This is a genomic window from Streptomyces sp. NPDC057424 (assembly GCF_042803315.1).
Classification (GTDB): Bacteria; Actinomycetota; Actinomycetes; order Streptomycetales; family Streptomycetaceae; genus Streptomyces.
The window spans coordinates 40,949-67,140 of the sequence record NZ_JBHVCP010000006.1 but is presented as its reverse complement, the minus strand read 5'-3'; the positions used below and the strand labels follow the sequence as shown (position 1 = coordinate 67,140).

30 protein-coding genes are annotated in these 26,192 nt (G+C 68.8%); 10 read left to right on the top strand and 20 right to left on the bottom strand.

Annotation, left to right across the window (positions count from 1 at the left end; translation table 11 throughout):
• Window positions 1–33 precede the first annotated feature (33 nt).
• Together ACFU3E_RS07960 and ACFU3E_RS07955 are read right to left on the bottom strand one after the other, a co-directional pair.
• Complete coding sequence (locus tag ACFU3E_RS07960; RefSeq protein WP_384153754.1) at window positions 34–744, bottom strand: YidC/Oxa1 family membrane protein insertase; 711 nt, start codon at window positions 742–744, stop codon at window positions 34–36.
• A gap of 89 nt (window positions 745–833) precedes the next feature.
• Window positions 834–1,145: a DUF6412 domain-containing protein gene (locus tag ACFU3E_RS07955; protein WP_384153751.1), complete on the bottom strand. Its 312-nt coding sequence runs from the start codon at window positions 1,143–1,145 to the stop codon at window positions 834–836.
• 223 nt (window positions 1,146–1,368) lie between these two features.
• Here ACFU3E_RS07955 and ACFU3E_RS07950 point away from each other — a divergent pair, with 223 nt between their 5' ends.
• The 5 genes from ACFU3E_RS07950 (at window position 1,369) to ACFU3E_RS07930 (ending at window position 6,269) form a co-directional block, all read left to right on the top strand.
• The gene (locus ACFU3E_RS07950) at window positions 1,369–2,844 is read left to right on the top strand and encodes a beta-1,6-galactanase (protein WP_384153748.1); all 1,476 of its coding nucleotides are present in this window, start codon (window positions 1,369–1,371) and stop codon (window positions 2,842–2,844) included.
• 125 nt (window positions 2,845–2,969) lie between these two features.
• Window positions 2,970–3,986, top strand: coding sequence for an SEC-C domain-containing protein (locus ACFU3E_RS07945; RefSeq protein ID WP_384153745.1), 1,017 nt, complete (start codon window positions 2,970–2,972; stop codon window positions 3,984–3,986).
• Window positions 3,958–4,209: a helix-turn-helix transcriptional regulator gene (locus ACFU3E_RS07940; RefSeq protein WP_384153742.1), complete on the top strand. Its 252-nt coding sequence runs from the start codon at window positions 3,958–3,960 to the stop codon at window positions 4,207–4,209. Before ACFU3E_RS07945 ends, ACFU3E_RS07940 begins: the two co-directional genes overlap by 29 nt.
• 367 nt (window positions 4,210–4,576) lie before the next feature.
• Window positions 4,577–5,392 carry an HNH endonuclease gene (locus tag ACFU3E_RS07935; RefSeq protein ID WP_384153739.1) on the top strand — a complete coding sequence of 272 codons (816 nt, stop codon included), beginning with the start codon at window positions 4,577–4,579 and terminating at the stop codon, window positions 5,390–5,392.
• Between the two features lie 13 nt (window positions 5,393–5,405).
• Window positions 5,406–6,269 (top strand): NgoMIV family type II restriction endonuclease, encoded by an 864-nt coding sequence (locus ACFU3E_RS07930; protein WP_384153736.1) that lies wholly within the window; start codon window positions 5,406–5,408, stop codon window positions 6,267–6,269.
• Window positions 6,270–6,299: 30 nt separating this feature from the next.
• Here ACFU3E_RS07930 and ACFU3E_RS07925 read toward each other — a convergent pair whose 3' ends face one another.
• On the bottom strand, window positions 6,300–7,562 hold the full coding sequence (locus tag ACFU3E_RS07925) for a DNA cytosine methyltransferase (protein ID WP_384153733.1): 1,263 nt from the start codon (window positions 7,560–7,562) through the stop codon (window positions 6,300–6,302).
• A gap of 82 nt (window positions 7,563–7,644) precedes the next feature.
• Between ACFU3E_RS07925 and ACFU3E_RS07920 the strand changes: the two genes are divergently transcribed.
• Window positions 7,645–8,100 carry a very short patch repair endonuclease gene (locus tag ACFU3E_RS07920; RefSeq protein WP_384153730.1) on the top strand — a complete coding sequence of 152 codons (456 nt, stop codon included), beginning with the start codon at window positions 7,645–7,647 and terminating at the stop codon, window positions 8,098–8,100.
• 6 nt (window positions 8,101–8,106) lie between these two features.
• Here the strand turns inward: ACFU3E_RS07920 and ACFU3E_RS07915 are convergent, their stop codons facing one another.
• Window positions 8,107–8,739: an ATP-binding protein gene (locus ACFU3E_RS07915; protein WP_384153727.1), complete on the bottom strand. Its 633-nt coding sequence runs from the start codon at window positions 8,737–8,739 to the stop codon at window positions 8,107–8,109.
• A 218-nt stretch (window positions 8,740–8,957) separates the two neighbouring features.
• Between ACFU3E_RS07915 and ACFU3E_RS07910 the strand changes: the two genes are divergently transcribed.
• Complete coding sequence (locus ACFU3E_RS07910; RefSeq protein ID WP_384153724.1) at window positions 8,958–9,803, top strand: helix-turn-helix domain-containing protein; 846 nt, start codon at window positions 8,958–8,960, stop codon at window positions 9,801–9,803.
• Window positions 9,804–10,031: a DUF397 domain-containing protein gene (locus ACFU3E_RS07905; RefSeq protein ID WP_384153721.1), complete on the top strand. Its 228-nt coding sequence runs from the start codon at window positions 9,804–9,806 to the stop codon at window positions 10,029–10,031.
• Here ACFU3E_RS07905 and ACFU3E_RS07900 read toward each other — a convergent pair.
• From ACFU3E_RS07900 to ACFU3E_RS07880, 5 genes are all read right to left on the bottom strand, one after another.
• Complete coding sequence (locus ACFU3E_RS07900; protein WP_384153718.1) at window positions 10,028–10,363, bottom strand: hypothetical protein; 336 nt, start codon at window positions 10,361–10,363, stop codon at window positions 10,028–10,030. The genes ACFU3E_RS07905 and ACFU3E_RS07900 overlap by 4 nt on opposite strands.
• 49 nt (window positions 10,364–10,412) lie before the next feature.
• Window positions 10,413–10,799, bottom strand: coding sequence for a VOC family protein (locus ACFU3E_RS07895; protein ID WP_384153715.1), 387 nt, complete (start codon window positions 10,797–10,799; stop codon window positions 10,413–10,415).
• A gap of 138 nt (window positions 10,800–10,937) precedes the next feature.
• Entirely contained in the window at window positions 10,938–11,750 is an 813-nt protein-coding gene (locus tag ACFU3E_RS07890) for an alpha/beta fold hydrolase (protein WP_384153712.1), read from the bottom strand.
• An 87-nt stretch (window positions 11,751–11,837) separates the two neighbouring features.
• Window positions 11,838–12,296 (bottom strand): DUF2267 domain-containing protein, encoded by a 459-nt coding sequence (locus ACFU3E_RS07885; protein WP_384153709.1) that lies wholly within the window; start codon window positions 12,294–12,296, stop codon window positions 11,838–11,840.
• A 102-nt stretch (window positions 12,297–12,398) separates the two neighbouring features.
• Complete coding sequence (locus tag ACFU3E_RS07880; RefSeq protein ID WP_248507810.1) at window positions 12,399–12,824, bottom strand: Hsp20/alpha crystallin family protein; 426 nt, start codon at window positions 12,822–12,824, stop codon at window positions 12,399–12,401.
• A 169-nt stretch (window positions 12,825–12,993) separates the two neighbouring features.
• Between ACFU3E_RS07880 and ACFU3E_RS07875 the strand changes: the two genes are divergently transcribed.
• Complete coding sequence (locus ACFU3E_RS07875; RefSeq protein WP_384153706.1) at window positions 12,994–13,296, top strand: hypothetical protein; 303 nt, start codon at window positions 12,994–12,996, stop codon at window positions 13,294–13,296.
• 447 nt (window positions 13,297–13,743) lie between these two features.
• Here the strand turns inward: ACFU3E_RS07875 and ACFU3E_RS07870 are convergent, their stop codons facing one another.
• The 7 genes from ACFU3E_RS07870 to ACFU3E_RS07840 form a co-directional block, all read right to left on the bottom strand.
• The gene (locus ACFU3E_RS07870) at window positions 13,744–14,505 is read right to left on the bottom strand and encodes an HAD family hydrolase (RefSeq protein ID WP_384153703.1); all 762 of its coding nucleotides are present in this window, start codon (window positions 14,503–14,505) and stop codon (window positions 13,744–13,746) included.
• Complete coding sequence (locus ACFU3E_RS07865; protein WP_384153700.1) at window positions 14,502–15,308, bottom strand: DeoR/GlpR family DNA-binding transcription regulator; 807 nt, start codon at window positions 15,306–15,308, stop codon at window positions 14,502–14,504. The genes ACFU3E_RS07870 and ACFU3E_RS07865 overlap by 4 nt, the downstream gene beginning before the upstream one ends.
• A 129-nt stretch (window positions 15,309–15,437) precedes the next feature.
• A complete protein-coding gene (locus ACFU3E_RS07860; RefSeq protein ID WP_384153697.1) occupies window positions 15,438–16,472 on the bottom strand; it encodes a zinc-binding dehydrogenase in 1,035 nt (344 codons plus the stop codon).
• A gap of 29 nt (window positions 16,473–16,501) precedes the next feature.
• On the bottom strand, window positions 16,502–16,675 hold the full coding sequence (locus tag ACFU3E_RS07855; RefSeq protein WP_384153694.1) for a hypothetical protein: 174 nt from the start codon (window positions 16,673–16,675) through the stop codon (window positions 16,502–16,504).
• The gene (locus ACFU3E_RS07850; RefSeq protein WP_384153691.1) at window positions 16,672–17,553 is read right to left on the bottom strand and encodes a carbohydrate ABC transporter permease; all 882 of its coding nucleotides are present in this window, start codon (window positions 17,551–17,553) and stop codon (window positions 16,672–16,674) included. Before ACFU3E_RS07850 ends, ACFU3E_RS07855 begins: the two co-directional genes overlap by 4 nt.
• Window positions 17,550–18,515 carry a carbohydrate ABC transporter permease gene (locus tag ACFU3E_RS07845; protein WP_384153688.1) on the bottom strand — a complete coding sequence of 322 codons (966 nt, stop codon included), beginning with the start codon at window positions 18,513–18,515 and terminating at the stop codon, window positions 17,550–17,552. Before ACFU3E_RS07845 ends, ACFU3E_RS07850 begins: the two co-directional genes overlap by 4 nt.
• Window positions 18,516–18,572: 57 nt before the next feature.
• Window positions 18,573–19,922, bottom strand: a complete 1,350-nt coding sequence (locus tag ACFU3E_RS07840; protein ID WP_384153685.1) for an ABC transporter substrate-binding protein — start codon at window positions 19,920–19,922, stop codon at window positions 18,573–18,575.
• A gap of 441 nt (window positions 19,923–20,363) precedes the next feature.
• Between ACFU3E_RS07840 and ACFU3E_RS07835 the strand changes: the two genes are divergently transcribed.
• Complete coding sequence (locus tag ACFU3E_RS07835; protein WP_384153682.1) at window positions 20,364–20,591, top strand: hypothetical protein; 228 nt, start codon at window positions 20,364–20,366, stop codon at window positions 20,589–20,591.
• A gap of 419 nt (window positions 20,592–21,010) precedes the next feature.
• Here the strand turns inward: ACFU3E_RS07835 and ACFU3E_RS07830 are convergent, their stop codons facing one another.
• From ACFU3E_RS07830 to ACFU3E_RS07815, 4 genes are all read right to left on the bottom strand, one after another.
• Window positions 21,011–21,475: an ATP-binding protein gene (locus tag ACFU3E_RS07830; RefSeq protein ID WP_384153679.1), complete on the bottom strand. Its 465-nt coding sequence runs from the start codon at window positions 21,473–21,475 to the stop codon at window positions 21,011–21,013.
• Window positions 21,476–21,680: 205 nt separating this feature from the next.
• The gene (locus ACFU3E_RS07825) at window positions 21,681–23,198 is read right to left on the bottom strand and encodes an FGGY-family carbohydrate kinase (RefSeq protein WP_384153676.1); all 1,518 of its coding nucleotides are present in this window, start codon (window positions 23,196–23,198) and stop codon (window positions 21,681–21,683) included.
• A gap of 3 nt (window positions 23,199–23,201) precedes the next feature.
• Entirely contained in the window at window positions 23,202–24,284 is a 1,083-nt protein-coding gene (locus ACFU3E_RS07820; RefSeq protein WP_384153673.1) for a 2-hydroxyacid dehydrogenase, read from the bottom strand.
• Between the two features lie 324 nt (window positions 24,285–24,608).
• Window positions 24,609–26,138 (bottom strand): MFS transporter, encoded by a 1,530-nt coding sequence (locus ACFU3E_RS07815; RefSeq protein ID WP_384153670.1) that lies wholly within the window; start codon window positions 26,136–26,138, stop codon window positions 24,609–24,611.
• Between the last annotated feature and the right edge of the window lie 54 nt (window positions 26,139–26,192).

Genomic DNA, 26,192 nt, shown 5'->3' with positions numbered 1-26,192 from the left:
ACCCCGTTCACGTACTGGACCCCGCCCGCCGGGTCACCGGTACAGCACGGCCCGCTCGACGGCACTCCACGTCGTACTGGTCACGACGTACAGCGCGGCGGCCAGCGGCACGACGGCCACGGTGACGAGCGTGAAGAACGACATGAACGGCATCACCCTGGTCACCGCCCCCAGCCCGGGCGTCTGCTCCCCGGCACCGGCCTGGGCGGCCGGGTTCGCGGCCAGCATGCGCTTGCCGCTCCGGTAGCTGAACGCGGCGACGCAGGCCACGACGACGAACAGCGCGGCGTACACGAGCCCCGCGCCGCTGAGGAGACCGCCGTCGAGCGCGTCCGTCCACCGCTCCCCCAGCGGTGCGGCGAACAGCTGGTGACCCAGCAGCCCGTTGGCCTCGCCGCCGATCGTGTCGCTGGAGAACAGGTGGTAGAGCAGGAAGAACGCGGGAATCTGCAGCATCCCGGGCAGGCAGCCGGCCAGCGGCGACACCTTCTCCTCGGCGTGCAGCTCCAGCACGGCCTTCTGGAGGTTCTCGGGGTTCTTCCCGTGCTTCTTGCGCAGCTCGGCGATCTTCGGCTGGAGCGCGGTCCGGGCCTTCTGGCCACGCGCGGCGGCCCGGGACAGGGGGTGGACGAGGAGTCGTACGAGCGCGGTGAACAGGACGATCGCCGCGGCGGCCGCAGAGGCGCCGAACAACGGCTGGAGCAGGTCGGCGAGGTGCTCGACCAGGTGGGCGAAGACGAACATGGGTGAGCCCTCCGGGGGGTCTCGTCGTGCCGGAACAGGTCATGGCGGCATGACGACCCGCGCGGGGTCACCTCTGAGTGAATGCACCCCTACGCGACGGTCGCCCGGAGGGCGTGACCGGGTGCCCGGGGCCGGGTGCGCCCCCGGGCGTCGGGGTCGCGCTGGGGCAGGAAGGCCGTACGCCGGTCCCGGTCGCGGATGGCCGTACGCACCCGCGTACGCGGCACGGTGGGCGCGCAGCGCGAGGTGACGAGGGCGCAGAGCGCGAGGGCGGCCGAGGCCGCGGTGGTCGCGGCGAGGGCGACGGTGGCGGAGAGGCTGCCGGTGTCGAGCAGCGACACCTCGACGAGCAGGAAGAGCAGCACGAGGGCGGGACGCAGAGTCGCCCAGCTCCGGCTCATCGGCTGCCCCCCTCGGATATGTGTGTATGCCCTGTTGTTCGTTATACAGGATCACCCTCCCGAGCGGGTCCGCGACTTCGTACACGGGTTTGAGAAAGGTTCGCCGGAACTATCGACAACCCACCCGCCACACCCGATGCTTCTCGTCACCAGCCACGGGGACACCCCTGCGGCCCCGGGCCGGGGACCGGTGTCTGCCCCCCAACTCCCTTACGGAGGAGCCGTGATCCGACGCAGAAGTCTGCTGGCCGCAGCAGGCGGTACGTTCCTCGGCAGCGCCCTGGCGACGGGCACCGCGCACGCGGACGCCACGATCGCCGTCAACCCGTCGACGACGTACGGCACCTGGGAGGGCTGGGGCACCTCCCTCGCCTGGTGGGCCAACGTCTTCGGCGCCCGGGACGACTTCGCCGATCTGTTCTTCACCACCAAGTCCGTGACGTACAACGGCAGATCACTCCCCGGCCTGGGCATGAACATCGCCCGCTACAACCTGGGCGCGTGCAGCTGGAACAGCGTCGGCGGCGAGACGATGGTGAAGTCGCCCAACATCCCCGGCTTCAAGCAGATCGAGGGCTTCTGGCAGGACTGGAACAACGAGGACCCCACCTCCTCGGCGTGGAAGTGGACGGCGGACGCCAACCAGCGCGCGATGCTGGTGAAGGCGACGCAGCGGGGCGCGATCACCGAGCTGTTCGCCAACTCCCCGATGTGGTGGATGTGCAGCAACCACAACCCCTCGGGCGCGGCGGGCGGCGGCAACAACCTCCAGACCTGGAACTACCGCCAGCACGCCTCCCACCTGGCGGCCACAGCCCTGTACGCACGCAACAACTGGGGCGTGAACTTCGCGACGGTCGACCCCTTCAACGAGCCGGCCTCCACCTGGTGGACCGCGACCGGCACCCAGGAGGGCTGCCACATGGACCCGGCGGTCCAGGCGGCCGTACTCCCCTACATGCGCAGCGAGCTGGACAAACGCGGCCTCACGAACCTCCGCATAGCGGCCTCGGACGAGACGAACTACGACACGGCCCGCTCGACGTGGGCGTCCTTCAACTCCTCCACCAAGGCCCTGGTCTCCCAGGTCAACGTGCACGGCTACCAGGGCTCGGGCGGCCGCCGCGACCTCCTCTACACGGACGTGGTGACCACCTCCCGCAAGAAGCTGTGGAACTCCGAGACGGGCGACAGCGACGGCACGGGCCTGACCATGGCGTCGAACCTCTGCTACGACTTCCGCTGGCTGCACCCCACGGCCTGGTGCTACTGGCAGGTCATGGACCCGACGACGGGCTGGGCGCTGATCGCCTACGACAAGAACACGCTCCAGCCGACGACCGTCCAGACCAAGCACTACGTGCTGGCCCAGTTCAGCCGCCATATCCGCCCCGGCATGACGATCCTGGACACGGGCGTGAGCTACGCGGTGGCGGCGTACGACGCGACGGCCCGCCGCCTGGTGATCGTGGCGGTCAACACCGCGACCTCGGCCCAGACCCTCACCTTCGACCTCTCCCGCTTCTCGACGGTGACGGGCGGCTCCGGAGGCCTCGTCCCCCGCTGGAACACGGTCACGACGGGCGGCGGCGACCTCTACACGGCCCGCTCGGACATCCGCCTGTCCGGCAAGTCGGTAAGCGTCCCCTTCGCGGCGAAGTCGGTCCAGACCCTCCACATCGACGGCGTGACGCTGTAAGTCCGACGACGGTCGGCGGTTCGGGGCGAACCGCCGTCCCCGGGACGACGAGCGTGAGAGCCCGATATCGGGTCTGGCCTGCACATCTCTCACGCTCGTCACCTCCCGGCAGTACGGTGTCCCCCATGCGCCCCGACACGCCTGCCGAAAACGTCGACCACACCGCCGAGGCGGCACGCCTGGAGCGGACCGCCGGCCTGTATCCCGAGGACGCCGAGGCCCTGCTGCTGCGGGCAGCGGCCCATCTGGAGCTCTCCGGCGACCGCCCCACCGCGACCACGCTCTACGACCGCCTGCTCTCCTCCTCCGACGGCCTGGAGAACCCCCACCTGGTACGGGCGCTCAAGGCCTCGAACCTCTGGGAGTACGGCCACGAGGCCGAGGCCCGCGCGATCATCGAGGGCGTCCGGGTGGCGTCCCCCAAGGACCCGGCCCCCTGGGTGATCGTCGCGGAGTCCCTGGAATCCCACGACGAACTGGAAGCGGCCCACGAGACGTTCACGGAGGCCGTGCACCGCCTCCTGGCCGACGTCCCGGAGCCCCCCTACGCCACCCACCCCCTCCTCTTCGGCCGCCACCGCGTACGGCGCATGCTGGGCAAGTCCCACGACGAGTGGGACGCCCTGGCGGACTCGGTCCACTCCCTCCCGATCACCCTGGACGAACTCCACGACCCCAAGCGCGTGTGGTCCCTGGGCTCGGAGAACCCCGCGGAACTGGAGGCGGAGATCCTCCGCCTCCGAGCGGAACTGGGCGCGTACCGGGAAGCCCTCTCCCGCCCCTTCCCGGTGGCGATCCTGCACTGGCCGGCGGGCGAGCTCACGGAACTCCTGGAGGCGTACCCGTCACTGTCGACGGAGTACCCGTCCCACGCCGAGCACCTGGCCTCGATAGAGCAGTCCCTGCGCGAACTCGCCGCCTCCGGCACCCCGAACCTGGGCATCGTCACCGGCACGGTCCCGTCCTACGAGGCCTTCGCGGCGTCGGAGGGCTCGTCCCCGGGCGACGCGACGCTCCTCCCCCAGTACGCGACGACACTGGCGGCGCGTGGCCGGGCAGTGGCGTGGCCTCCACAGCGGGGGGCGGCTTGCTGGTGCGGGTCGGGCGAGGCGTATGGCGAGTGTCACGGCTCGGCCGCGTAGCCGACACGTGCACGAGCCCCCGCACTCCACGGAACAGGGCGAGGCCTTCGGCCCATGGCTAGGACGTCAGCTGCGTCAAGCAGGTATGACGCAGGCGGACTTGGCCGACCGGGCCGGAGTGCCTCGCGCCACCGTGTCAGCGTGGGTCACCGGCCGCGCGGAACCACGTGAGGAAGCCATGGCCCACATCGCGACAACCCTCGCCACCGCAAGCCCAAAGTAGCGCGCACGACCGCCCCGATGCGCTGGCCCCACAGGGCTAGGCTAGCCGCCCCCGCCCGCACGCCGCTAAGCCAACCCGGCGTGCGCAGAACCGCTGACGCGCCCGCCACCGCCGAGCACCTCGACAGCCACCCCTGCGCTACGAACCTCTGGACCCCGCTTCCCCGGGCCGCCCGCTCGCTTCTCTCCCCGTGCTGGAGCGGCCCGGGTCAAGGGTGGCCCGCAGGGCCATCGGCGCCAGCCGACGCGGAACGCAGCGCAGCGGAGTGAAGCGCCCTTGAGGCGGGGCGCGGAAGCGCGACACTGGCCAGGAAGCGGGCGGTCCTACACGGCAAAACGCCGCTGTCGTCCTGGGCTGATGATCCACCATGTCGACCATAATCAAGAGCATGGACGCCAGCGGAAACGACGGGCCGATAGCCCCTGACGGAACACCATGGTGGGAGATCACGGTCCAGCCGGGTACCCACAAGCCGTTTGGTCAAGAACGACGACTAGCAGCCTGGCTCTGGTTCAACAAGGAAATAGGCGACATATTCACGATGAACGAGCTCCGCGGTGCGCTGGGCCCTGACATCGTCGGCAAGTCTGAGCACCTCAATCGCCGTCTCCGCACGCTGCGCTCAGTGGGATGGGTGATTCCGTCATACAAAGATGACGGCTCGCTGGGCACGGACGAGTACCGGCTCCAGGCAAAGGGAGCTCGATACTGGCTTGACGAGGACCGCCAAGCTCACAAGCGATTTGCGCCATCAGCTCGCATGCGGCGCGACGTCATATACCGGGACGGCGGACGCTGCGTTGTCTGCGGAACGGCGGCCGGGGAGTCCTACCCGGGTGAGCCCGACAGCAAGGCTCGTCTCACCATCGGGCACCGAGTGCCCCAGGAGCGTTTGAGGACGCGCGGAACTGCCGACGACATCGAGAACTGGCGTACCGAGTGTGCACGGTGCAACGAGCCCGTTCGAGACGAGGTCCCCGATCCCTGGCAGTACGACGAGGTACTAGCACAGGTCCGGCGCCTAAGCCGAGGAAACAAGCAAACGCTACTCAGCTGGTTAAAGCGAGCAGAACGTACGCGTTCACAGCTTGATCGTGTCTACGATCAAGCCCGAGTCCTCACTCACAAGGAGCAGGAGGACCTCATCGCCTACTTGCGGACCAGCTCCGGCAACTCGAGTTAGGGGTTCCCCTCACGTGACAGCAGCACTTACGGTGGCCAGGAAAGATTTCCACAATGCCCTTATCGAGAAGTACACTCTTTCACTGTCTCCTGATGGAGTTGCCTCAAACGCCGACAGCAGCCAAAGGACGAGCGTAAGCATTGCACTGAGCATTGCAAAGGATCTCGCCGCAGGAATCATTCCCAAGAAGCTCACCGGACAGCGAGTTGGAAAGCAGTTCGAAGAAGCCGTCGAAGGGTTTCTATCAGACACCTTCCCCCTATTTCAATCACTTCGCCCAGGTGATTGGAATATCGAAAACGTCGGCGGCTCCCGAGCCGAGTATCAAATTTCTAGGTACGAGCCCTACACCCATCTAGCCGACCTCGCCAACGCCATCCAGAACGACCGGAACCTCGCCTCGGTGCTGGGAAATTCGTACGAGATCAGTCCCGACATTCTTGTACTTCGAAATCCCGAGCCGGACGAGGCCATCAATCGCGATTCCGATCTAGTGGACTCGAAATCGGGTCGACATGCCATCATCAGAGCAGCCAACCAAGAGCATCCCATTGTCCACGCCATAGTTTCATGCAAGTGGACACTTCGCAGTGACCGTGCACAGAATGCACGCTCGGAGGCTCTCAACGTTATCCGTAATCGAAAGGGACGGACTCCCCACATCGCGGTCGTCACTGGAGAACCATCGCCATCTCGACTGGCATCTCTAGCCCTCGGCACAGGAGATATCGACACCGTGTATCACTTCGCCCTGCCAGAACTAATCCAGGCGGTCAGGGCGACAGGTAACGACGAGGCGGTCAGCATGCTGAACACCCTCGTTAGTGGCAAACGGCTCCGCGACATCAGCGACCTGCCACTCGATCTGGCGATCTAGCAGCAGGCCCCGTTCGGCGGCGTAACGCGGCTAGCTGATTCGGGATCGCAACTCAGCGAATCGTGCGTGCCGGTCGTGGTCTTCCTGGCCTGTGAACCCCTTGAAGCCCGCGAGCCGGTACGCACGACCTCCGAGCTGGTCATCCTCGTCAATCACGAAGTCTCGCGCAAGAATGGCCATACGGCGCTCAAAGGCCAGCGAGTCCATTTTTTCACCGGCGAGCTGCACCAATTCTTTTTCCGTCAGCGCAGTTGACGCGTCCTTCAAGGCCAAGTAGAGCGCGTCGTGCATAACTTCGTTCTCGACGTCAGCCAGCTTCTTTTGCTCACCCTTACGATTCAAGGCGTTGGCAATCGAGGTGCCAATCGCGCGTGCCACAGGCGGCGGAAATGCATTGCCGATTTGCCGATACCTGGTCGTCTTCCGCCCAGTGAACTCCCACGCATAGTCAGGCTCCTCGCCCCAGCCCTGGATACGAGCCACCATCTCCGTAGTGAGCTTCGGCAGAAAATCCACGGGGGTCGAAGCATCCGGCGGCCCGTCAGCAACCCCCATTGCGTCTACACCAAGGTTGCGCCAGGCTGCTTTCGCACGCGTTGGCCCGAGATCCGCGCCACCATGCTTCTTTGATCCACCAACAATGGTAGGGGCGATATCATTGGCTTTCTTCACCCAGGCTTCGACACCCAGCCAGCCCTTCTCAGCCATCATGTCCTGCAATGCAGACCCAACGGTCTCCGAGGTGGGCTTTTCTTCAGGCCACTCGAACCATTGGGCATCCTCATGACGCATGGCAACGAGAACGAAACGTGGCCGCAACTGAGGAACGCCGTAATTGTTTGCATGCAAGAGCTTCCAGTCGGACCAGTACCCCAGGTCCCTAAGGCGATCTTTTACATGCTGCCGATAGGCAGAAAAGCGGGGCATTGATAGACCGCGAACGTTCTCAAGAAGGAGCGCCCGAGGGTTCATCTTGCCGGCCAGTTCGACGGCCCAGGCGAAAAGGTCACGCTCGTCGGTTGCGCCGAGCTGCTTCCCGGCGATCGAGAACGGAGGGCATGGCACGCCGCCAGCGAGGAGATCGATACCGACGTACTCGCCAGGCTTCCAGAGATCCTCATCGGCAACGTCACCGTGCACCACCTTCCAATCGCGGTTCTTGCGAAGGGTGTTGACGGCGTTCTCGTCGAGCTCAACGGCTACGGCGTGATCGAAACCTGCCAGCTCAAGGCCGAGCGACTGGCCCCCAGCGCCCGCGCAGATCTCCACGGCGGACAGATCAGCCACGCTCATACCTCCACGTCTGTCTTGCACAGGTCTACCATCCTGACCCATCAAACACTGTGGGTCTGACACTAGGGCTACGGTGTAGGCGATGACCCCCAGCACTGACCCCGCAACGCCGACACCGCCTACTCCGGGTCGGTCGCGAAACATGGCCGCGATCAAGCGGCGGGACACCAAGCCCGAGCGGACGATCCGGTCGCTGCTCCATGCTGCGGGCAAGCGCTACCGCGTTGATCTCCGTCTCCAGCTGGAGGGAGCGCGTCCACGGCCGGACATAGTCTTTACGCGTGCGCGAGTAGCCGTCTTCGTCGATGGCTGTTTCTGGCACTGCTGCCCCGAGCACGGCCGCCAGCCTGGCGTCAATGGCGGCTACTGGGGACCGAAGCTTGAACGCAATGTCGCTCGAGACCGGGCCGCAGATGAGGCCCTGGCAGCAGCAGGCTGGACGGTTGTCCGCGTCTGGGAACACGAGGTCCCAGACAAGGCCGCAGCACGCATCATTGCTGTGCTCGAGGCCACTGCACGTAGCGCATCAGCGGACTGAGAGCCGTCAAGCGGCCTCTGATTCAGCTTCGTAGTGCATCTGAGCGCGGTCGAGAATGTCGTCCGGGTCATGGCCACGAGCAGTGGTCCAGTGAAGCAGATCAGCGATCAACTCCACCGCAGACTCGACTAGGCGCACATCGCGGCCTCGCCCTTGGTGGCCTGGCCGGCGCTCGCCCCTCTCGTAGTTCTCGAGTGCCTCGGCTGCTCGCTCATCCCTGCGGCAGCCGCGCTCGCCGTTAAGCGGAATCTCGCACCAGACCGCTTTGCCCCCAGCCGTTAGGACCGTGCCCCAGTCCTCCGTCATCGCCGCGAGCAGGTGCAAGCCACGGCCGCATTCATCACCGCATGCCGCTGCCCTGATCTTGGGCACAACCGGGCTCTTGTCGTGAACCTCAAGGCGAAGCCGCTCCCCCGTCCACTCAAGGATCAGAGTCGCTAAAGCACCTTCGCCAACATGCTTGAGGACGTTGGTGGCCAACTCTGTGACCAGCAGCTCGGCTTCGCCAGAAGCGACGGTTGCACCCCATCGAACGAGCTGCTGAACGGTTGCCCTTCTCAGCAGACGCACCTCCGTCGGCACCGCTTCGAAGGGCAGAACACAGCGGAGTCCAGGCTCCGTGACTTCGTGGCCAGGCATGACCACTCCTCCCTCCCTTGCCACGCAACACGCGAGTCCGGCCGTATCCGTATGACTGCACTGCGTAGCGGCCGAAGAAGAGCATGGCACAGGGAAATCTCACTGTGTAACTTCTCATGGGAATCTATCGAGTGAATCCGGTGGTGGGCCCGGTTCACGGCTACCTAGCCTGTTGGGCGTCCCACGGGCTGAGGCCCGGCACATGGCGAAGGAGCCGCATGCCCGAACGGAGCACGACACGACGCCGCCAACTGGGCGCTACTATGCGCAAGTTGCGCTCCCGCAAGGGCCTGACGCTTGAGGAGGCCGGGCACCTCGTCGGCGTCTCGAAGGCGACCGTCAGCAGGTACGAGACCACTGCCGGGCCGGTCAAGTGGCTCGTCATCGATGCACTCTGTCGTGAGTACGGAGCAACAGACGCTGAGCGACGAGCAGTCGTCAACCTCGCCAAGAACGCCAAGGAACAGGGCTGGTGGAACTCCTTCGCCGACTCCATCCCGGAGAGCATGAACCTGCTGCTCACGCTTGAAGACGAAGCCGTTCGTGAAAACCACTTCTGTTGTGTCTACGTCCCTGGGCTTCTACAGACACGCGCTTACAGCACAGCACTCCAGAGGGCCAATGAAGTGCCCTTGGAACCGGCTGAGATCGAGCGGCTGGTCGACATCCGCATGAAGCGGCAGGGGCTCCTGTCCCGCCCGAAGCCGTTGTATCTGTGGGCGATCCTCGATGAATCGGTGGTCCGCCGCGTCGTCGGGTCGCCGACGGTGATGAAGGAACAGCTCGATCGGCTCCTCGAAGCCAACGAGTCTCCTCACATCACGCTCCAGGTACTCCCGTTCTCCAAGGGCGCGCACGCCGCGGCTCTCGGGAGCTTTGTCATGATCGGCGGCCCTGAACCGGCGCTCGACGTGGTGTACGTCGACATCCACACTGGCTCGCTCTTCCTTGAGAAGGAAGCGGAACTGGAGCGATACAGACTTGCGTTCGAGTACCTCCGCGCACAAGCGTTGGACATGGAGGCTTCCTCCGCCCTGATCCATCGCGCCCGCAAGGAGCTTTGAATGTCCGCCGGTCCCCAGATCACCTCCGAGCCCAGATGGTTCAAGTCGTCCTATAGCGGCGGCAACGCCACCGAGTGCGTGGAGTGCTCGTACGGCGCCGACAGCGCGCTTATACGCGACTCGAAGATCTCAACGGGACCCATCGTCCTCGTCGGGGGCGATGCATGGCGGTGCTTCATAAGAGCGGTGAGCAGTACACGAGGGCGTATCCGCGCTACAACGCTCTAGGACGAGACCTGGCGCAGCCCCTTCTCGAACCGGTACTGCTCGACCAGCTCCTCCCACTCCTCGGCAGAGCCCTCACTCACGGCGATGGGAAGCGTCCCGCCCACGAGGGCGCACACCTGGTCTGCCACCTGCGTGGCCTGGCCGCTGGACGTATACACGCCCAGGACGAGAGCGGTGGAGTCGTCGGCGTCCTCGCCGGCGAGGGTGAAGCTCCAGGGGACCTCGCACGGCGGAGCATGGTCGGGGTCCGGGCAGAGGAGGCGTTCGATCGGGTCCTGGAGTGCGAGGGCCTCCTCCGAGCTCGGGCATCCGTGGATCCTGATCTCGTACACCCGTGGTTGGTCTTCGACCGGTGACACGTGCCCGGCCCCGGGGGAAGGGTCAGTCCTCCACCCGATCCGGCTCTCCCCGTTCGACGCAGAACTCGTTGCCCTCCGGGTCCGCCATGACGACCCAGCCTCGGCCGTTCGGGAGGGTACGGTCCGTGAGGACGTGGGCGCCCAGGGATACGGCGCGTTCGACCTCCTCGGAGCGAGTGCGACCTGTGGGGCCCATGTCGAAGTGGATGCGGTTCTTCGTCGCCTTGGCCTCCTCGACTCTGACGAAGAGCAGGCCGGGCGCGCCGTCCGGAAGTTCGACCAGGACCTCGTCATCCCCGGGCTTGTCGATGTCGGAGATGGGGTGGCCCAGGAACTCAGACCAGAATCGGGCCAGTTCGTAGGGCTCGCCCGTGCAGTCGAAGGTGATGTGGCGGATGGTCGGGTTCAACGGTCCTCTCCCATAAGGGTGTTCAGCGGCTCTCTGCTTACCGCAGGGTTCTTGAGAGACGGGGTCTGTCGAACTGTTTTCCGTCATCGGGCAGGCTCCAGCCTGACGCGCGTCGCCCGAGGTTCTCGATCCGTGCGCTCAGGCGGCCGACGTGGGACCGAGGAAGGCCCTGATCTCCTCGTGGAGGCGGCCCGGCTGGTCCAGGTGGACGTCGTGGGCCGCGTCGGGGATGCACACCGTCCTGATGTCCGGGCGGTGGGCGAGCATCGTCGCCGGTTCGTCGGGGCGCATCGTGCCGTGTTCGCCCTGGATGAGGAGCGTCGGGCAGGTGATGCGGGACCACTCCTCCCAGTAGGCGGTGGTGGCCAGTTCGGCGACCGTGTCGATGATCGTGGTGCGGTCCCAGCCCGGGTGCCAGCCGTCCGGCCGCTTCTCCAAGGTCCTCGTCCATGCCTCGTGGCCCAGGAAGGCTTCCGCCTCCTTCAGGGACTTGAACGGGGCCGGCCAGCTGTCCAGCCAGGTCGCGATCTGTGCGGGGAGATCGGGGGCCGGGCCCGCCGGACCCGCTTCGATCAGGATCAGGGACTTCACCAGGTGGGGGTGGGACGCGGCCAGCAGCATCGCCGTGTGGCCGCCGAGGGACTGGCCCAGGAGGGTTACGGGGGTCAGTTCCAGTTCCTCGATCAGGGTCACGGCGTCCTGGACGTGGGCCTCGCGGGTCGTGGTCGCCGGTGTGCGGGTGCCGGCGCCGTGGCCTCGGGCGTCGTACGTCACCACGCGGTGCCCGTCGGCCGACAGCTGCGCGGCGAGGGTGTCCCACTCGCCCTGGTGGCCCGCCAGGCCGTGCAGGAGGAGGAACGTGACCTTGGGGTCCCCGGCGGGGCGGTGGTCCGCGTGGGCGAGGCGCGTGCCGTCGGGGGTGGTGAGGGTTCCGGACGTCGTATGAGTCAAGGAGCCCCCCTTTGTCGTGGACTTGGCCGTCGCTGGTTGGGCCACCCCGGTCTGTCGAGGGGTGGCCGTCGTTCGCGCTCGTGGAGCCTACGGTGCCGGGGTCAGGTCCGCTCTGCCGAACAGGAGGGCGTAGCCGGCGGGGAGTTGGGCCAGGATGCGGGTGACCAGGTCGTCGCCGATGAGGGGCGGCAGTGCGCTCAGGACCGAGCTGACGTCCCAGCGGGCCGTGGCGGGCGTCGCTCCGGGGGTGCGTGACGCGACCTCGTCCACGAATCGTGCTGCCGTGAGGCGGTGCGTGGCCGGGATCTGGGAGGCGATCAGCCGGGCGGCCTCCGCGGGCAGGGCGCGGGCCAGGTCGACCCGTTCGTCACCGGTGACGTGGGTGCCGAGGGCGGCCAGGACGGTACGGGTGACCTGTTCCGCCTTCGCCCGGGTGGGGTACAGGCCCGACTCGCGGACCGCGTCGACCAGCCGGGGCCAGCCGTCGTCGTCGCTGGCGTGAGGGTCGCGTCTCGTCGTCACACGGGGCACCGTCGTCGTGCTCATGTGTGGGGTTTTCCTCCGGGTGTGCGCGGGGGCGTGGGTGAGGGTGTCGCGCCGCCGGGGATCGAGCCGGCGGCGCGACCAATCGCTGGGCGTGCGGTGAGGTCAGCTGCCGATCTGCCTGCGCGTGTCGCCGCCCGTGATCTGGATGCGGCGGGGCTTGGCCTGCTCGGCCACCGGGATGCGCAGGGTAAGGACGCCGGACTCGTAGGAGGCGTCGATGCGCTCCGTGTCCAGGGTGTCGCCGAGGAAGAGCTGACGCGTGAAGGTGCCGGTGGGGCGCTCGGCGACGAGGGGTTCCGCGCCCTCGGGGGCGGGGGACCTGCGCTCGGCTCGTACGTTCAGGACGTTGCGCTCGACGTCCAGCTCGATCGTCTCGGGGTCGATGCCGGGGAGATCGAAGTGGACGAAGAAGTCGTCACCGGAGCGGTAGGCGTCCATCGCCATCGCCGACGGGCGGGTGGTGGCGGGGCCGAAGACCTGCTGGGTGAGTCGGTCGAGCTCACGGAAGGGGTCCGTGCGCATGAGCATCACTGGTCACTCCTCTCTTCAGGTGCAGTGGGTGCGATGCCCTACGGTCTACGTCTTCTTATATAGCTCGGAAGAGGAAACTTGACAAGCCTGGGCTCAGGTTCGGGTTTCCGAAGCCCGAGGGCTAGCCTCAAGATCCCGAACAGGGCGCAGGACGCAGGAGGAAGACATGGCGAAGGTTCCCAGTGCGGTGGTCGCCGCGAGCGGGCTCGTGGGCGGGTACGGCGTGGCCCGCTGGACCAGGCAGCGGCCGCTCGGCGGGGCCGTGCTCGCCGTGGCCGGGGTGGCGGCCGCGCGGCAGTGGCGGCAGCAGGCCGGTGGGGTGGCCGCGGGGGCGTTGTCGGCCGCCTATGTCGCCGCCTTCGCCGGGTCTCATCCGCTGGCGAAGAAGGTGGGTGCCTGGCCTGCCGTGTTCGGGGTGGCGGGGGCCGTGGGGCTGGCGTCGTGGGCGGTCGCGGACCGGCGCGGCTGAGCGGCTGATCTCGGTGAGCCGGCGTGGCCGACCGGCTCATCCCGGCGACACAGCAAGCGGACACAGCAAAGAACCCGGCCCTGAATCCCAGGGCCGGGTTCTCGTCGGAGCGCCGGGCAGGCCTTGCACCTGCATCTCCCCACAGGAAGTGGGGCGTCTTTCCTTGGACCACCAACGCACTGTCCGCCGACCGGAGTTCCGGCGACTGGACGCAGATCAACTATAGCGCAGTTTCTGTTGTCGCCTCACCGCCCGGCCGTCTCCTCACCGTCCCCCGCAGGTACGCGACTTACGGCGCTGAGGTACGACGACGTGACACGACAGATCAGCCGCCGGAGCGGGTCGGTAGCGCCCGGTCGTCAAGGGGGCAGGCCCTTCCCGAGCGGGCCGGTGGCCGTCTCGCTCGGGCACGCCGTTTCCTTGCTTGGCGAAGACGCGACGTGCCGCTCAACGAAGACGCGACGTGTGGTCTCGGCTCACGAGCCGCAGCACGTCCGCCAGGCCGCGCTCACCGGTGCGGGGTTCCGCCGGCAGGATGTAGGTGCGCAGGCCGCAGGCGGTCGCGCCGCCGTCGCGGGTCGGGTTGTCGCCGACCATGAGGGTGGCGCGGGGGTCGCTGCCGAGGTCGGCGCAGGCCTTGAGGAACAGCTGCGGGTCGGGCTTCTCACGGCCGTGCTCGTAGGAGATGACACAGGCGTCGACCAGGGCGTCAAGCCCGTGGTGGGTGAGGTGGGTGCGCAGGTCCCAGGCGAAGTCGCTGACGACGGCGATGGGCAGTCCGCGTTCGCGCAGGGCACGCAGGACCGGTTCGGTGTCGGGGTAGGGGGCCCAGGCGTCCGGGGCGGTGAGTTCCCGGTAGGCCGCCTCCTCCGCGCCGCGCAGGAAGTCCACCCGCTCCCACCATCCGAGCATGGCCCGGCGGTGCCGCTCCGGGGAGAGGTCCCGGCCGTCCTGGAGGGCGACGACGGCGGGCAGCCGGAAGGCAGCACGCAGTTGCTCGGAGATCTCGGCCACCGCGCCGGGCTCGTCCAGCGCGGCGAGGCGGCCGCAGGCAGTGCCGACCCGGCGCAGCCACGTCTCCAGGCCGATCATCTGGAAGATGGTGTTGCTGAAATCGAACAGTACGGCCTGTACCGGGGGGACGGGCGCGGCCGTCTCGATGTCGCTGGGGTGGTAGGCGCTGGGTGTTTCGAACAGGGTGTGGATCACGGGGAGGGCTCTTCGGGTTCGACGCTCTCGACGGGGACGCCGAGGTCGCGTATGGCTGCGAGTTCCGCGTCGGGGGTGCCGGTGTCGGTGATGACTGCGTCGTAGTCGGCCACGGTGCCGTAGGCGTATGTGGCGGTCTTGCCGAACTTCGAGTGGTCCGCCAGGAGCAGTGTCTGTTCGGCGGAGGCGGCCATGGCCAGCTTCACCTCCACGTAGTCGTTCAGGGGGTGGAAGAGCTGGCCTTCCAGAACGGCGGTGGCGGACATCAGCGCGAGGTCGGCACGGATCTGGGACAGGGCGCGGGTGACGGTGGGACCGGTGCAGGAGTTGAAGTCGCCGCGGTAGTGGCCGCCCAGCAGGGTCACGCTCACGCCGGGTGCGGACCCGAGACGTTGCGCGAGGCCGACGGAGTTGGTGACGACGTGCACCTGGTCGAGCTCGGCCAGCCTGGGGACCAGGGGGAACAGGGTCGTCGAGTCGTCCATGAGCACCGTGCCGCCCGGCCTGATCCGGTCGGCGACGGCCGCGCACAAGGCGTTCTTGGCGGCGAGGGCGCTGTTCTCACGGAAGCGGGTGGCCGTCTCCATGGTGAGGGCGGGGAAGGCGACGGCCCGTCCGCGCTCCTTGCGCAGCAGATGGCGCCCGGCCAGGTCGTCCAGGTCCCGGTGCATGGTCATGAGGCTGACGTCGAAGTGCCGGGCGAGGTCGTCGATGCGGGTCTCGCCGTGGTCGGCGACGTACCGCAGCACGGCCTGCCGTCGCTCCTCGACGGCGGCGGCCGACAGGCGCGTACGGGCGGTCACAGCGCCCCTCCTTCTCGATCGCTCCGGTCTCGCAGTCTCGCACACGGGCCGGTGGCGGCCGGGGCCCTTCCGGCGCCCGCGTTCCGCCTGGCAGGCGCGCCGGCGGGAAACGGGCGGACGCGCGCACGGCTACCGGCCGTCCATGGTGACCAGTACCTTGACCTGCTCCAGATCCAGGGAGGCGGAGAAGGCCTGCGCGGCCTCCTCCAGCGGGTAGGTGGCGGTGATGATCTCGGCGGTGTCGACGGCGCCCGCGGCGATGAGGGACATGGCGGTGCGGTAGTCCTCGGCCGTGTACATGAGGGTGCCCTCGATGCGGATCTCGCGGTCCTGGACCAGGTCGAGGCGGACCGGGGTGTTGCCGGCGGCGCCCACGCCGACCACCACGATGTGGCCGCCCTTGGCCACGACGTCGACGGCCTGGGTCATGGACTCCCCGCGGGCCGCGCAGTCGAAGACCACGTCGGCCGGTCCGCCGAGCGCCGCGTGGGTGCGTTCGGCCAGGTCCGGGGAGCCGGCCGACAGCGCCGCGTCGGCGCCGAGGCGCAGTGCCCGGTCCCTCTTGCCCTCCAGCAGGTCGGTGACGGCGATCCGGGCGGCGCCCGCGTGCCGGGCGGCGACGACGGTGAGCAGTCCGATGGGCCCGGCGCCCAGGACGGCGACGGTGCGGCCGGTGAGATCGCCGGTCTTGGCCACGGCGTGCACCGGGGTGGCGAGCGGCTCGACCAGGACGGCCTGGAGGTCGGTCATGGCGGCCGGGACGCGGTGGACCCGGTCGGCCGGGATGGTGAACAGGTCCGCCATGGCGCCGGGGGTCTGGCAGCCGAAGACCTGCAGTTCCTGACAGATGTTGTAGCGCCCCGAGCGGCACTGGGGGCACCGGCGGCAGTACAGGTTGGGTTCGATGAGCACCCGGTCGCCGGGGGCGAATTCCCCGGCTCCCCTCCCGGTCGCGGCGACGACGCCTACCGCCTCGTGGCCGGGGCGGTAGGGCAGTTCGATGAAGGGATGGTGGCCGGCCGCCGCGTGGGTGTCGGAGCCGCACACGCCGACGACCGTGGTGCGCACCAGGAGTTCGTGGTCCGCGGGTATGGGGGCGTGCACGTGCTCGATGGTGATGTCGTCGAGGGAGCGGACGAGTACGCGGCGGATCTGCTGGGTCATGGTGGCGGAGTTCCGTTCGGTTCGGGCGTTCACGCGGGGGCGAGGGCGGGCTGGAGGTGGATCGTGCGGTCGGTGCAGGCCGGGAAGCAGGCGATCGCGTCCGGGGAAGCCGCCGGCGGGAGGCCGTCGCCGAAGGCCGGGGCCGGGTCGTCGACCGCCTGCGGCTTCACGCGGCCCTGAGCGACGATGACGGCGGCTGTCACTTGACGGCTCCCAGGGACAGGCCGCGGACCAGCTTGTCCTGGGCGGCCCAGCCGGCGATGAGCACCGGCAGCGACACGAGGGTGGCCGCCGCGCACAGCCGGGCGAGGAACAGGCCCTCGTTGGTGATGAAGCCCACCAGGAACACCGGCGCGGTGGACGCCTGCGTCGCCGTGAGGTTCACGGCGAACATGAACTCGTTCCAGCTGAAGATGAAGCAGATCAGTGAGGTGGCGGCGAGTCCCGGCATGGCGACCGGGGCGACGATCCGCAGCAGCACGGTGGGCAGTCCGGCGCCGTCGACCTCGGCGGCCTCCAGGATCTCCTTGGGCACCTCGGCGAGGAACGAGCGCATCATCCACACCGCGATCGGCAGGTTCATCGAGGTGTAGAGGAGGACGAGCGTCCAGATGTTGTCCAGCATGCCGATGTCCTTGACGATCATGTAGATCGGCAGCAGCGCCGCGATGAGCGGCAGGAACTTCGTCGACAGGAAGAAGAACATCACGTCGGTCCACTTCTCGACCGGCTTGATGGACAGTGCGTAGGCCGCCGGCACCGCCAGGACGAGGACCAGCAGGGTGGAAAGAACGCTGGCCATGGCCGAGTTGAGCAGGAACGGGGTGATGTCACGCTCCAGCAGGAGCGAGAACTGGTCCAGGGTGAGCGGCGCCAGCAGGCTGGGCGGGTTGGTCGCCGCGTCGGCCTCCTGGTGGAAGGCGGTGAGCACCATCCAGGCCACCGGGGCGAAGAAGGCCAGTGTGGCCAGCCACGCGACGAAGGTCCACAGCGGCGACAGCCGCGGGGTCTGCTCCGGATCCTCGGCCCGGGGCCGGCGGCGACGCATCCGTGCGACGAGGGGGGTTGCCTGGGCGCTCATCGGGACGCCTCCTCACGGAACAGGGAGGCGACGACCCGCAAGGCGAACGTCGCGATGACGATCGAGCCGATCACCACGACGACACCGGCGGCCGCGGCCTGGCCGTACTCGAACTTGCGGAACATGGTCAGGTAGATCTCGTAGGGCAGGTTGGTGGTCCGGGAGCCGGGCCCGCCCTGGGTGATGGTGAAGACCGCGTCGAAGGTCTGCACCACGAAGATGGAGCCGAGCACGACGCCCAGCTCGATGTACTGCCGCAGGTGCGGCAGCGTGAGGTGCCGGAACGTCTGCAGGGCGGAGGCCCCGTCGACCTTGGCGGCCTCCAGGACGTCACCGGGCTGGGCCTGCAGACCGGCCAGCAGGATGAGCATCATGAACGGCGTCCACTGCCACACCAGCGCGATCACCAGGGCCGGCATGGGGAAGTTCGACACCCAGTCGATCGTGGGGCCGTGCTCGGCGCCGAAGAGCTGGTACACGGCGTTCAGGGTGCCGTTGAGGAGCCCGTAGTCGGGGTTGTAGAGGGCGTGCTTCCACAGCAGCGCTGCGGCGACCGGCATCACCAGGAACGGGGCGATGAGCAGGGTGCGGGCCAGGCCCCGGCCGAGGAAGCGGCGGTCGAGCAGCAGGGCCAGGCCCAGTCCGAGGAGCACGCTGAGGACGACCACGGAGGCGGTGAGCACGGCGGTGTTGAGCACCGCGTGGCGCAGTCGTTCGTCGGTGAAGACGAACGTGTAGTTGGACAGGCCGGTGAAGTGGCGGTCGCCCGGCCGCAGGATGTTCCACTGATAGGTGGAGATCACGAGCGTGGCCACGAACGGCAGCTGCGTGACGATGATCGTGAAGATCAGTGCGGGCAGCAGGGGGAAGCGGCGCCGCCATGTGCGGCTGCCGGCGGGTCTGGACGGGCGGTGGGCAGGTGGCCGCATGGTCTTCTCAGGGGGATCGATGAGCGTGGTCATGGACTTTCTTCCGCCGTCGGCGCCCGGCCGGCCGGGGGCCGGCCGGAGCAACGCGGCTTACTTGTAGTTCTCGGCGACCTTTTCGGCGAGCTTCTGGCCGTCGTTGAGCGCCTTGTCCACGCTGGTGTTGCCGGCGATGGCGGCGGAGATCTCCTGCGTCACCTTGGTACCGAGATCCTGGAACTCGGGGATGGCGACGAACTGGATGCCCACGGTCGGCCGCGGCTGGGTGCCGGGGTCGGACGGGTCGGCCTGCTGGATGGACTTCAGGGTGATGTCGCCGAAGGCGGCGGCCGCCTTCTTGTACTCCGGGATCTCATAGGTGCTGGCCCGCTTGCCGGCGGGCACCCGCGACCAGCCCAGCTCCTCGCCGACGAGCTTCTCGTACTCCTTGCTGGACGCCCAGAGCATGAACTTCGAAGCGGCGTCGGCCTTCTTGGTGGTCTTGGGCATCGCCCACGACCAGGCCCACAGCCAGCCGCTGCTGTCGGTCTTCTCCACGGGCGCGTACGCGTAGCCGATCTTGCCGGCGGCCTTGCTGGTCTTCGGGTCCTCCAGTGCCCCGGCCGCGCTGGTCGCGTCGTACCACATGGCGACCTTGCCCTGGCTCATCGCGTTCAGGCACTCGGTGAACCCGGCCTGCGGTGCGCCCGCCTCACCGTGCTCGCGGACCAGGTCGACGTAGAACTCGGTGGCCTGCTTGAAGCCGCCGCTGTTGACCTGCGCCTTCCAGTCCTTGGTGAACCAGGTGCCGCCGAAGGTGTTGACCACGCTCGTCAGCGGCGCGCCGAGTTCGCCCCAGCCGGGCAGACCACGCAGGCAGATGCCCTTCATGCCGGGCTCGGCGCCGTCGGCCTTGGCGGCGAGGTCCGCGACCTGCTGCCAGGTCGGGTGCTCGGGCATCTTCAGGCCCTTCGCGGCGAAGACGTCCTTGCGGTACATGAGGAACGACGACTCGCCGTAGAACGGCAGGGCGTACAGCTTGCCGTCCGAGCCGGACATCGACTGCACCATCGGCTCGAGCAGGTCGCCCTTGTCGAAGTTCGCGTCCTTGTCGGCGTAGGAGCCGAGTTCGTGCAGCCAGCCGTTCTTCTCCCAGATGGGCACCTCGTAGGCGCCGATGGTGGCGACGTCGTACTGGCCGGCCTGGGTGGCGATGTCCTGGGTGACCTTGTCACGCAGCTCGTTCTCGGGGAGCACCGTGAAGTTGACCTTGATGCCGGTGTCCTTGGTGAAGGTGTCCTCGGTGAGCTTCGCGATGTCCTCCATCTGCGGGTTGCCGACCATCAGCACGTTGATGCTCTGGCCGCCGCCCGAGGATCCGCCGGCCCCGGCTCCGGTACAGGCGGTGGCGAGCAGGGCCGTGACGGCGGCGCCGGCGATGAGGGCGTATCTGGTTGATCGCATGACGGGGGACCTCTCGTGCGGGTGGATCGGGATGCGGCATAGGGGGCTCCCATGGCGGCGCCGCTCCTCGCCCGAACAGTTGTTTGGCGTCGGCGTCTCGACTGAGGCTCGGCCGGGAGGGAGGGGGTGTACCAAGCGACCCTGGGGTGTCGGGTGCTCTATCGATGGCCGAATTATTAGCAGGATACGACGCTGTTGTTAACACATCTTGCGAGAAAATTTTCACGGATCTACCACTAAGGCGTCCCGCGAGGACTTGGAGGATGCCGCACCCCCTCCCCTTCCGGGCGCCACCGAGGCGGTGAACGACCAGGTCACGGACGTACCACCGAACAGGCCCTGCTCCTGACGGCCCCTGGCGTCCCCGGGGAACCGCATGAGTGCCCGCCAGACCGGAAACCGCACACCAGCCTGACGTCGTCGTCCGCCCGCCACGCGCTGATGGACCTCACCCCCACCCGCACGGCCGAGGTGCCGCAGCCTTTCAGCCGCGCCCGGGAGGCTGCCGCGCGTCGTGCAGCCTCCGGCACCCGGCCCTTCCATGCGCCGCCGACGTCCGGCCGTCCGGTCACCGACCGCGTCGCCCGCCTCCGGCGGCTCGCCGCGCGGATGGCGTTCGCCGGCGTGGTCGAGGTGAGCGGTGCGGACCTGACCCGGCTTCCCGGATGAGCCGCACGAGGCGGCGATCGACCGCCGACTCACCTCCGGCGCGAGCGTCACGCCGGGGTCGCGGGGTTCCTGGGTGCCGGGACTCCGGGGCCCGTAGTCCCGGAATCGCGGAGTCCCGGAGTCGCGGAACCGCGGAATCGCGGAATCGCGGAATCGCGGAGTCCCGGGGTCCCGGGGTCCCGGGGTCGCGGAGTCGCGGGGTCGCGGAGTCGCGGAATCGCGGAGTCCCGGGGTCCCGGGGTCGCGGAGTCGCGGAGTCGCGGAGTCGCGGAGTCGCGGGGGTACGTCTGAGTCGCCGGCATCGACGTACGCATGCACGCGCCGGCACGAGGGCGTGCGGACCCCGCCCTTCCTCCGTGTGCGCCCGGCCCGTGCCGGTGCCGCCCGTGCCGGTGCCGCCCGTGCCGGTGCCGCCGGGGTCAGGCAGCTCGGGGCAGGACGGCCCGGACGGCCAGCCAGGCCACGACCGACGCCCCGTGGTTGTCGTGCCGCAGGTCGACGCGCTCGGCGAGGGCGTGGACGATGCCGAGGCCGCGGCCGTGCTCGTCCGGGTCGTCACCCGCGGACGGTTCACGCGACCGGGCGGGCTCCCCGCGATCACTGAGGGCGATGCACAGCCTGCCCGGGGCGAGGATCAGGCACAGCGACATCTCGCCGCGGCCGTGCGTGGCCGCGTTCGCGGCGAGCTCTCCCACGACCAGGACGGCCGCGTCCCGCTCGTCGTCGGAGAGGCGCCAGCGCGTGAGCAGATCAGTGGCGGCGGCACGCAGGCAGCCGACAAGAGCCTTCTGTGCCGGCAGAGTGAACCGGGCCTGCTGGGAGCAGTGCGGTGCACCCAGCACTTTGGGTCGGGGAAGGACCAGGGGCGCCGTATGGGAGGACATGACCGGAGCTTTCGGGCCGAGGGGTGCGCGATGCTTCGTCGAGTGACGGGGAAACCGGGCCGCGGACTCGGAAGAGCCGCGAGAGTTGTTCGTACGCTTTGTCTACGCTCACACCGCACGTTATGCAATACCTTCTGCCCATAATCCTCAGAAAATACGTTAAGAGATCTCTGATGGGTCGTCGCGTGCCGGAGACGCCCCGTGCTCACTCCGTGCCCCCGGGCGCCGCGAGCCGGGCCCAGACCGGCCCGAGCGCCTCCAGCGCCTCCTGGTACGTCTCGTACGCCTCGTCGAGCACGGCGGCCCGGTCGGCGTGGGGCTCGTGGCGTCTGAGCACGGAGGCAGCGGCGCGCGGGGCCGTCACGTCGTCCAGCAGCCCGACGGCGGTGGCCGCGAGCAGGGCAGCCCCCCGGGCGGCGCTCTCCTCCACGTCGGTCACCACCACCGGCCGCCGCAGAGCGTCGGCGAACATCTGGCTCCACACCTCGCTGTGCGCCGCGCCGCCGGTCAGCCGGGCCGCCGCCCCGGTGACGGGCAGCTTCGAGCAGAGCGCGTCGACATGCCAGCGGTGGTTGAGAACGACGCCTTCCATCAGGGCCCGCAGCAGATGGCCGCGGCCGTGCCAGCCGCGCAGACCGAGGAACGTCCCGGACGTGGGCCCCGGGTGCGGGGAACCGTAGAGGAACGGGTGGAACAGGATCTCCGACGGACCGTCCAGGTGCGTCTCGACCTCCCGGCCGATCGCCTCGTGAACGCCTTCCCGGTGCACGGCCGGTGCGCCCGTGACCTGCAAGAACCACTCCAGGTTCGCCACCGACGCCGGCGAGGTGGACATGATCATCCACTGCCCCGGGCGGACGAAACGACGGACCTGCCAGCGCGGATCGACGACGGGGCGCTCACTGATCACCTGATTGATGCTGAACGATCCGGCGATCAGGCAGAGTTCGCCCGGCGTCGTGTCGCCGATCCCGAGCGCGGCGGCGTCGACGTCATGGGCTCCCGTGACGACGGGGGTGCCGGCGGTGAGCCCGGTGAGCGCCGCGGCCTCGGGGGTGACGGTTCCGCTCACCGCGTCGCAGGCCAGGACGGGCGGCAGCTTGCCGGCGAGAGTGCCGAGGCCGTACAGGTCGAGCAGCTCCGGCGAGTAACCGGCCCGCCGCATGTCGGTGAACGAGGCGCTGGCGTCCGTGGGGTCGGTGGCGACCGCGCCCGTCAGGCTCAGGCGCAGCCAGTCCTTGCAGGACAACAGCCATCGGGCGTGCTGCAGCACGTCCGGCTCGTGGCGGGCGAGCCAGGTCAGCAGGGCGGCCGGGGAACCCGCGAAGGGAACCGTGCCCGACAACTCCAGGGCACGGGCCCACATCGCGGTGTCCCGCCACTCCTTCAGGACCGGTTCGGCTCGCGTGTCCATCGCCACGATCGCGGCCCGTACCGGTCGGCCCCGCTCGTCGACGGCGTACAGGCCGTCACCGTGCCCGGTCAGCCCCACCGCGGCGACGGCCCGTGCCGCATCCGGGCCCGCGTCGGCGAGACAGGCGGCGACGGCCTCGCGCGCCGTCCGCCACACCCGGTCCATGTCCCGCTCGACCCAGCGGGGCCGCGGGGTGTTGAGCGGCGCCGTGCCGACGCCCCGCGCCACCGGCCGGCCGGTGGCGTCGAACAGCACGGCCTTGGTCACGGTGTGTCCCGCGTCGAGTCCGAGCACCAGTTCACGTGCCACCGTTCACACCCACCCCAGTGCACGGGCGTTGACCGCCGCCGCGCATCGACCGGTCGCGGCGAGTTCGGTGACGGCTTCGGCGACGAGCCGCGCCGAACGCAGCGTCGTGGTCGTCGTGTCACCGGCGTAGTGCGTGGTGATCGTGACGTTCTCGAGCGAGCGCCAGGGGCTGTCCGCCGCAAGGGGCTCCTGGTCGTGCACGTCGAGCCCCGCTCCCGCGATATGACGGTTCACCAGTGCCTTGTACAGGGCCTCGGTGTCGACCAGGCGGCTGCGCGCGGTGTTCACGAAGTACGCGGTCGGCTTCATCAGCGCGAAGTGCCGTGCGCCGACGAACCGCTCGGTCTCGGGTGTCAGCCGGGCGAAGAGCTGCACGACGTCGGACTCGCGGAAGACGGTGTCCAGCTCGTCCGCCCGCACGACGCCGTGGCGTGCCGGGACGTCGTCGGACACGTACGGGTCGTACGCGAGCAGACGGGCGCCGAAGCCCCGCATCCGCTCGGCGAAGGCCCGTCCCACCTGCCCCAGTCCGATCAGGCCGACCGTGCTGCCGCCGATCTCCCGGCCCGGGCCGGCGAAGTCCTTGCGCCATCCGCCGCCCTTGACGGAGGCGTCCGCGCGGGTGATGTCTCTCGTTTCGGCGAGCATCAGTCCGATGGCCAGTTCGGCGACGGCCGTGGCGTTGCGGCCCAGCACCGGTACGACGGCCACACCGCGGGCGGTCGCGGCGGCGACGTCGACGTTCTCCAGTCCCGCGCGGGCGACACAGACGGCCCGCAGCCGGGGAGCGGCCCGGAGCACCTCCCGGGACACCGGTGCGAAGTGCACGGCCAGCACCTCGGCCTCGCCCACCGCGTCCACGATCTCGCCGGGCACCGGCACGGCCTCGGGCCCGTGCCACTCCATGGTCTGCTGCGCCGCGTGCTGCTCGACCTTGGTTCCCTGCCAGTGGACGCTGCGGACCGGCCCGACGCGGGGACCGCCCAGCTCCGCCAGGGCGTCGACGTAGTACCCGGCGGGGATGAAAAGATCACCGACGACCACGACGCGCAGTGCGGTCGTCTCCCGTGTCGAGCCACCGCTCATGGGGCCGATCGTCCCACGCGGCAGCCGGCTTCGCCCCTCGCCGGCTGTTCGATCGCCGTCCGCGACGATGGTCCCCCGGCAGCAGGCGCCGGTGCCGCCGAGGGCGGGGATCCGACCGGTCTCGACACCACCTTCAATGCTCCCGGAGAACAGGCGAGTCGGGCACGCCCGGCCGGTCGGCACGGCAGCCCCCGGATTCCGGGCTGACCACAGCCGGAGCAGCACAGCAGGCCCGCCCGCGGCCAGGGGCGGCACGCCCACCCGCCGCCAGGGAGGGGCTGCTGCGCTGCCCGCAGCCGAGCGCAGGCCGCGCGACAGCGCCCGCTACGCCGTCGCAGCCCTGGGCCCCTGGGGGCCCGTGCCGTCGTCTCCCCCGCCGCCGGGCGTCGGCTCGGCCGTCTTCTCCGCCGCCGTCAGCGGCTGGGCGATGTCCTCCAGGGAGCGGCGCTCCGCCTTCACCGCGAGGAGGGCCGCTGCCAGGCCTGCGAGGCACATCAGGGCCGCGCCGATCGAGAAGGCGAGGACCGTGTCGCCGACGACACCGGATTCCGTGAGCTTGGCGAACAGGAGCGGGCCGCTGATGCCGCCGGCGGCCGTGCCGATGGCGTAGAAGAACGCGATCGACATGGCGCGGGTCTCCATGGGGAAGACCTCGGAGACCGTCAGGTAGGCGCTGGACGCGCCGGCCGAGGCGAAGAACAGGACCGCGCACCAGCACGCCGTCAGTGTGCCGGCGCTCAGGGAGCCCTGGCCGAAGAGCCATGCCGTGCCGAAGAGGAGCAGGCCCGACAGCAGGTAGGTGCCGGAGATCATGATGCGGCGTCCGACCGTGTCGAAGAGCTTGCCGAGGAGCAGCGGGCCGAAGAAGTTGCCGAGCGCGATGACCGCGAAGTAGTAGCCGGTGCCGCCGCTCGGCACGTCGAAGAACGTCGTCAGGATCGCGCCGAAGCCGAAGGTGATCGCGTTGTAGAGGAACGCCTGCCCGATGAAGAGGGAGAAGCCGAGGACGGCGCGCTTGCGGTAGTCGGAGAAGACCGTGCGGCCGATCTCCAGGAAGGAGACGCTGCGGCGCTGGTGGATGGTGATCTCACCCTCCGGGCGCGGCAACGGCTCACCCCTCTCCTCCTCGATCTTGCCTTCGATGGAGGAGACGATGCGTTCCGCTTCGTCGTCGCGGCCGTGGATCAGCAGCCAGCGTGGGCTTTCGGGGACGTGCCGGCGGACGAGGAGGATGACCAGGGCGAGGACCGCGCCGAGCGCGAAGGTGAGGCGCCAGCCGACGTTCGCCGCGAAGATGTCCGTGTCCAGCGCGACGATCGACAGCAGCGAGCCGAAGACGGCGCCCAGCCAGAAGCTGCCGTTGATCATCAGATCGGTGCGGCCGCGGTACTCCTTGGGGATCAGTTCGTCGACAGCGGAGTTGATCGCCGCGTACTCGCCGCCGATGCCGAAGCCGGTGAGGAAGCGGAAGAGGAAGAACCACCAGGTGTCGAAGGCGATCGCGGTGAGGGCGGTGGCCGCCAGGTACACCGCCAGCGTGATCATGAAGAGTTTTTTGCGCCCCCATGCGTCGGTCAGGCGGCCCCAGAAGAGGGCGCCCAGGCAGGCGCCCGCCACGTACAGGGCGGCCGCCATGCCGGTGACCTCGCCGGAGGTGATGGGCAGGCCGCTGCCGGGTTCCGACAGACGGCCGGCGATGTTGCCGACGACGGTGACTTCGAGCCCGTCGAGGATCCACACGGTGCCGAGGCCGATGACGATCGTCCAGTGCCAGCGCGACCAGGGGAGGCGGTCGAGGCGGGCGGGGATGTCGGTGGTGATGGTTCGGCCGGTCCCGGCCTGCGCGGTTGTCATGGGCTCCCTCCACATCGAGCGAACCCGGGTCGAGTGCCCTGAGCGATTTCTCCT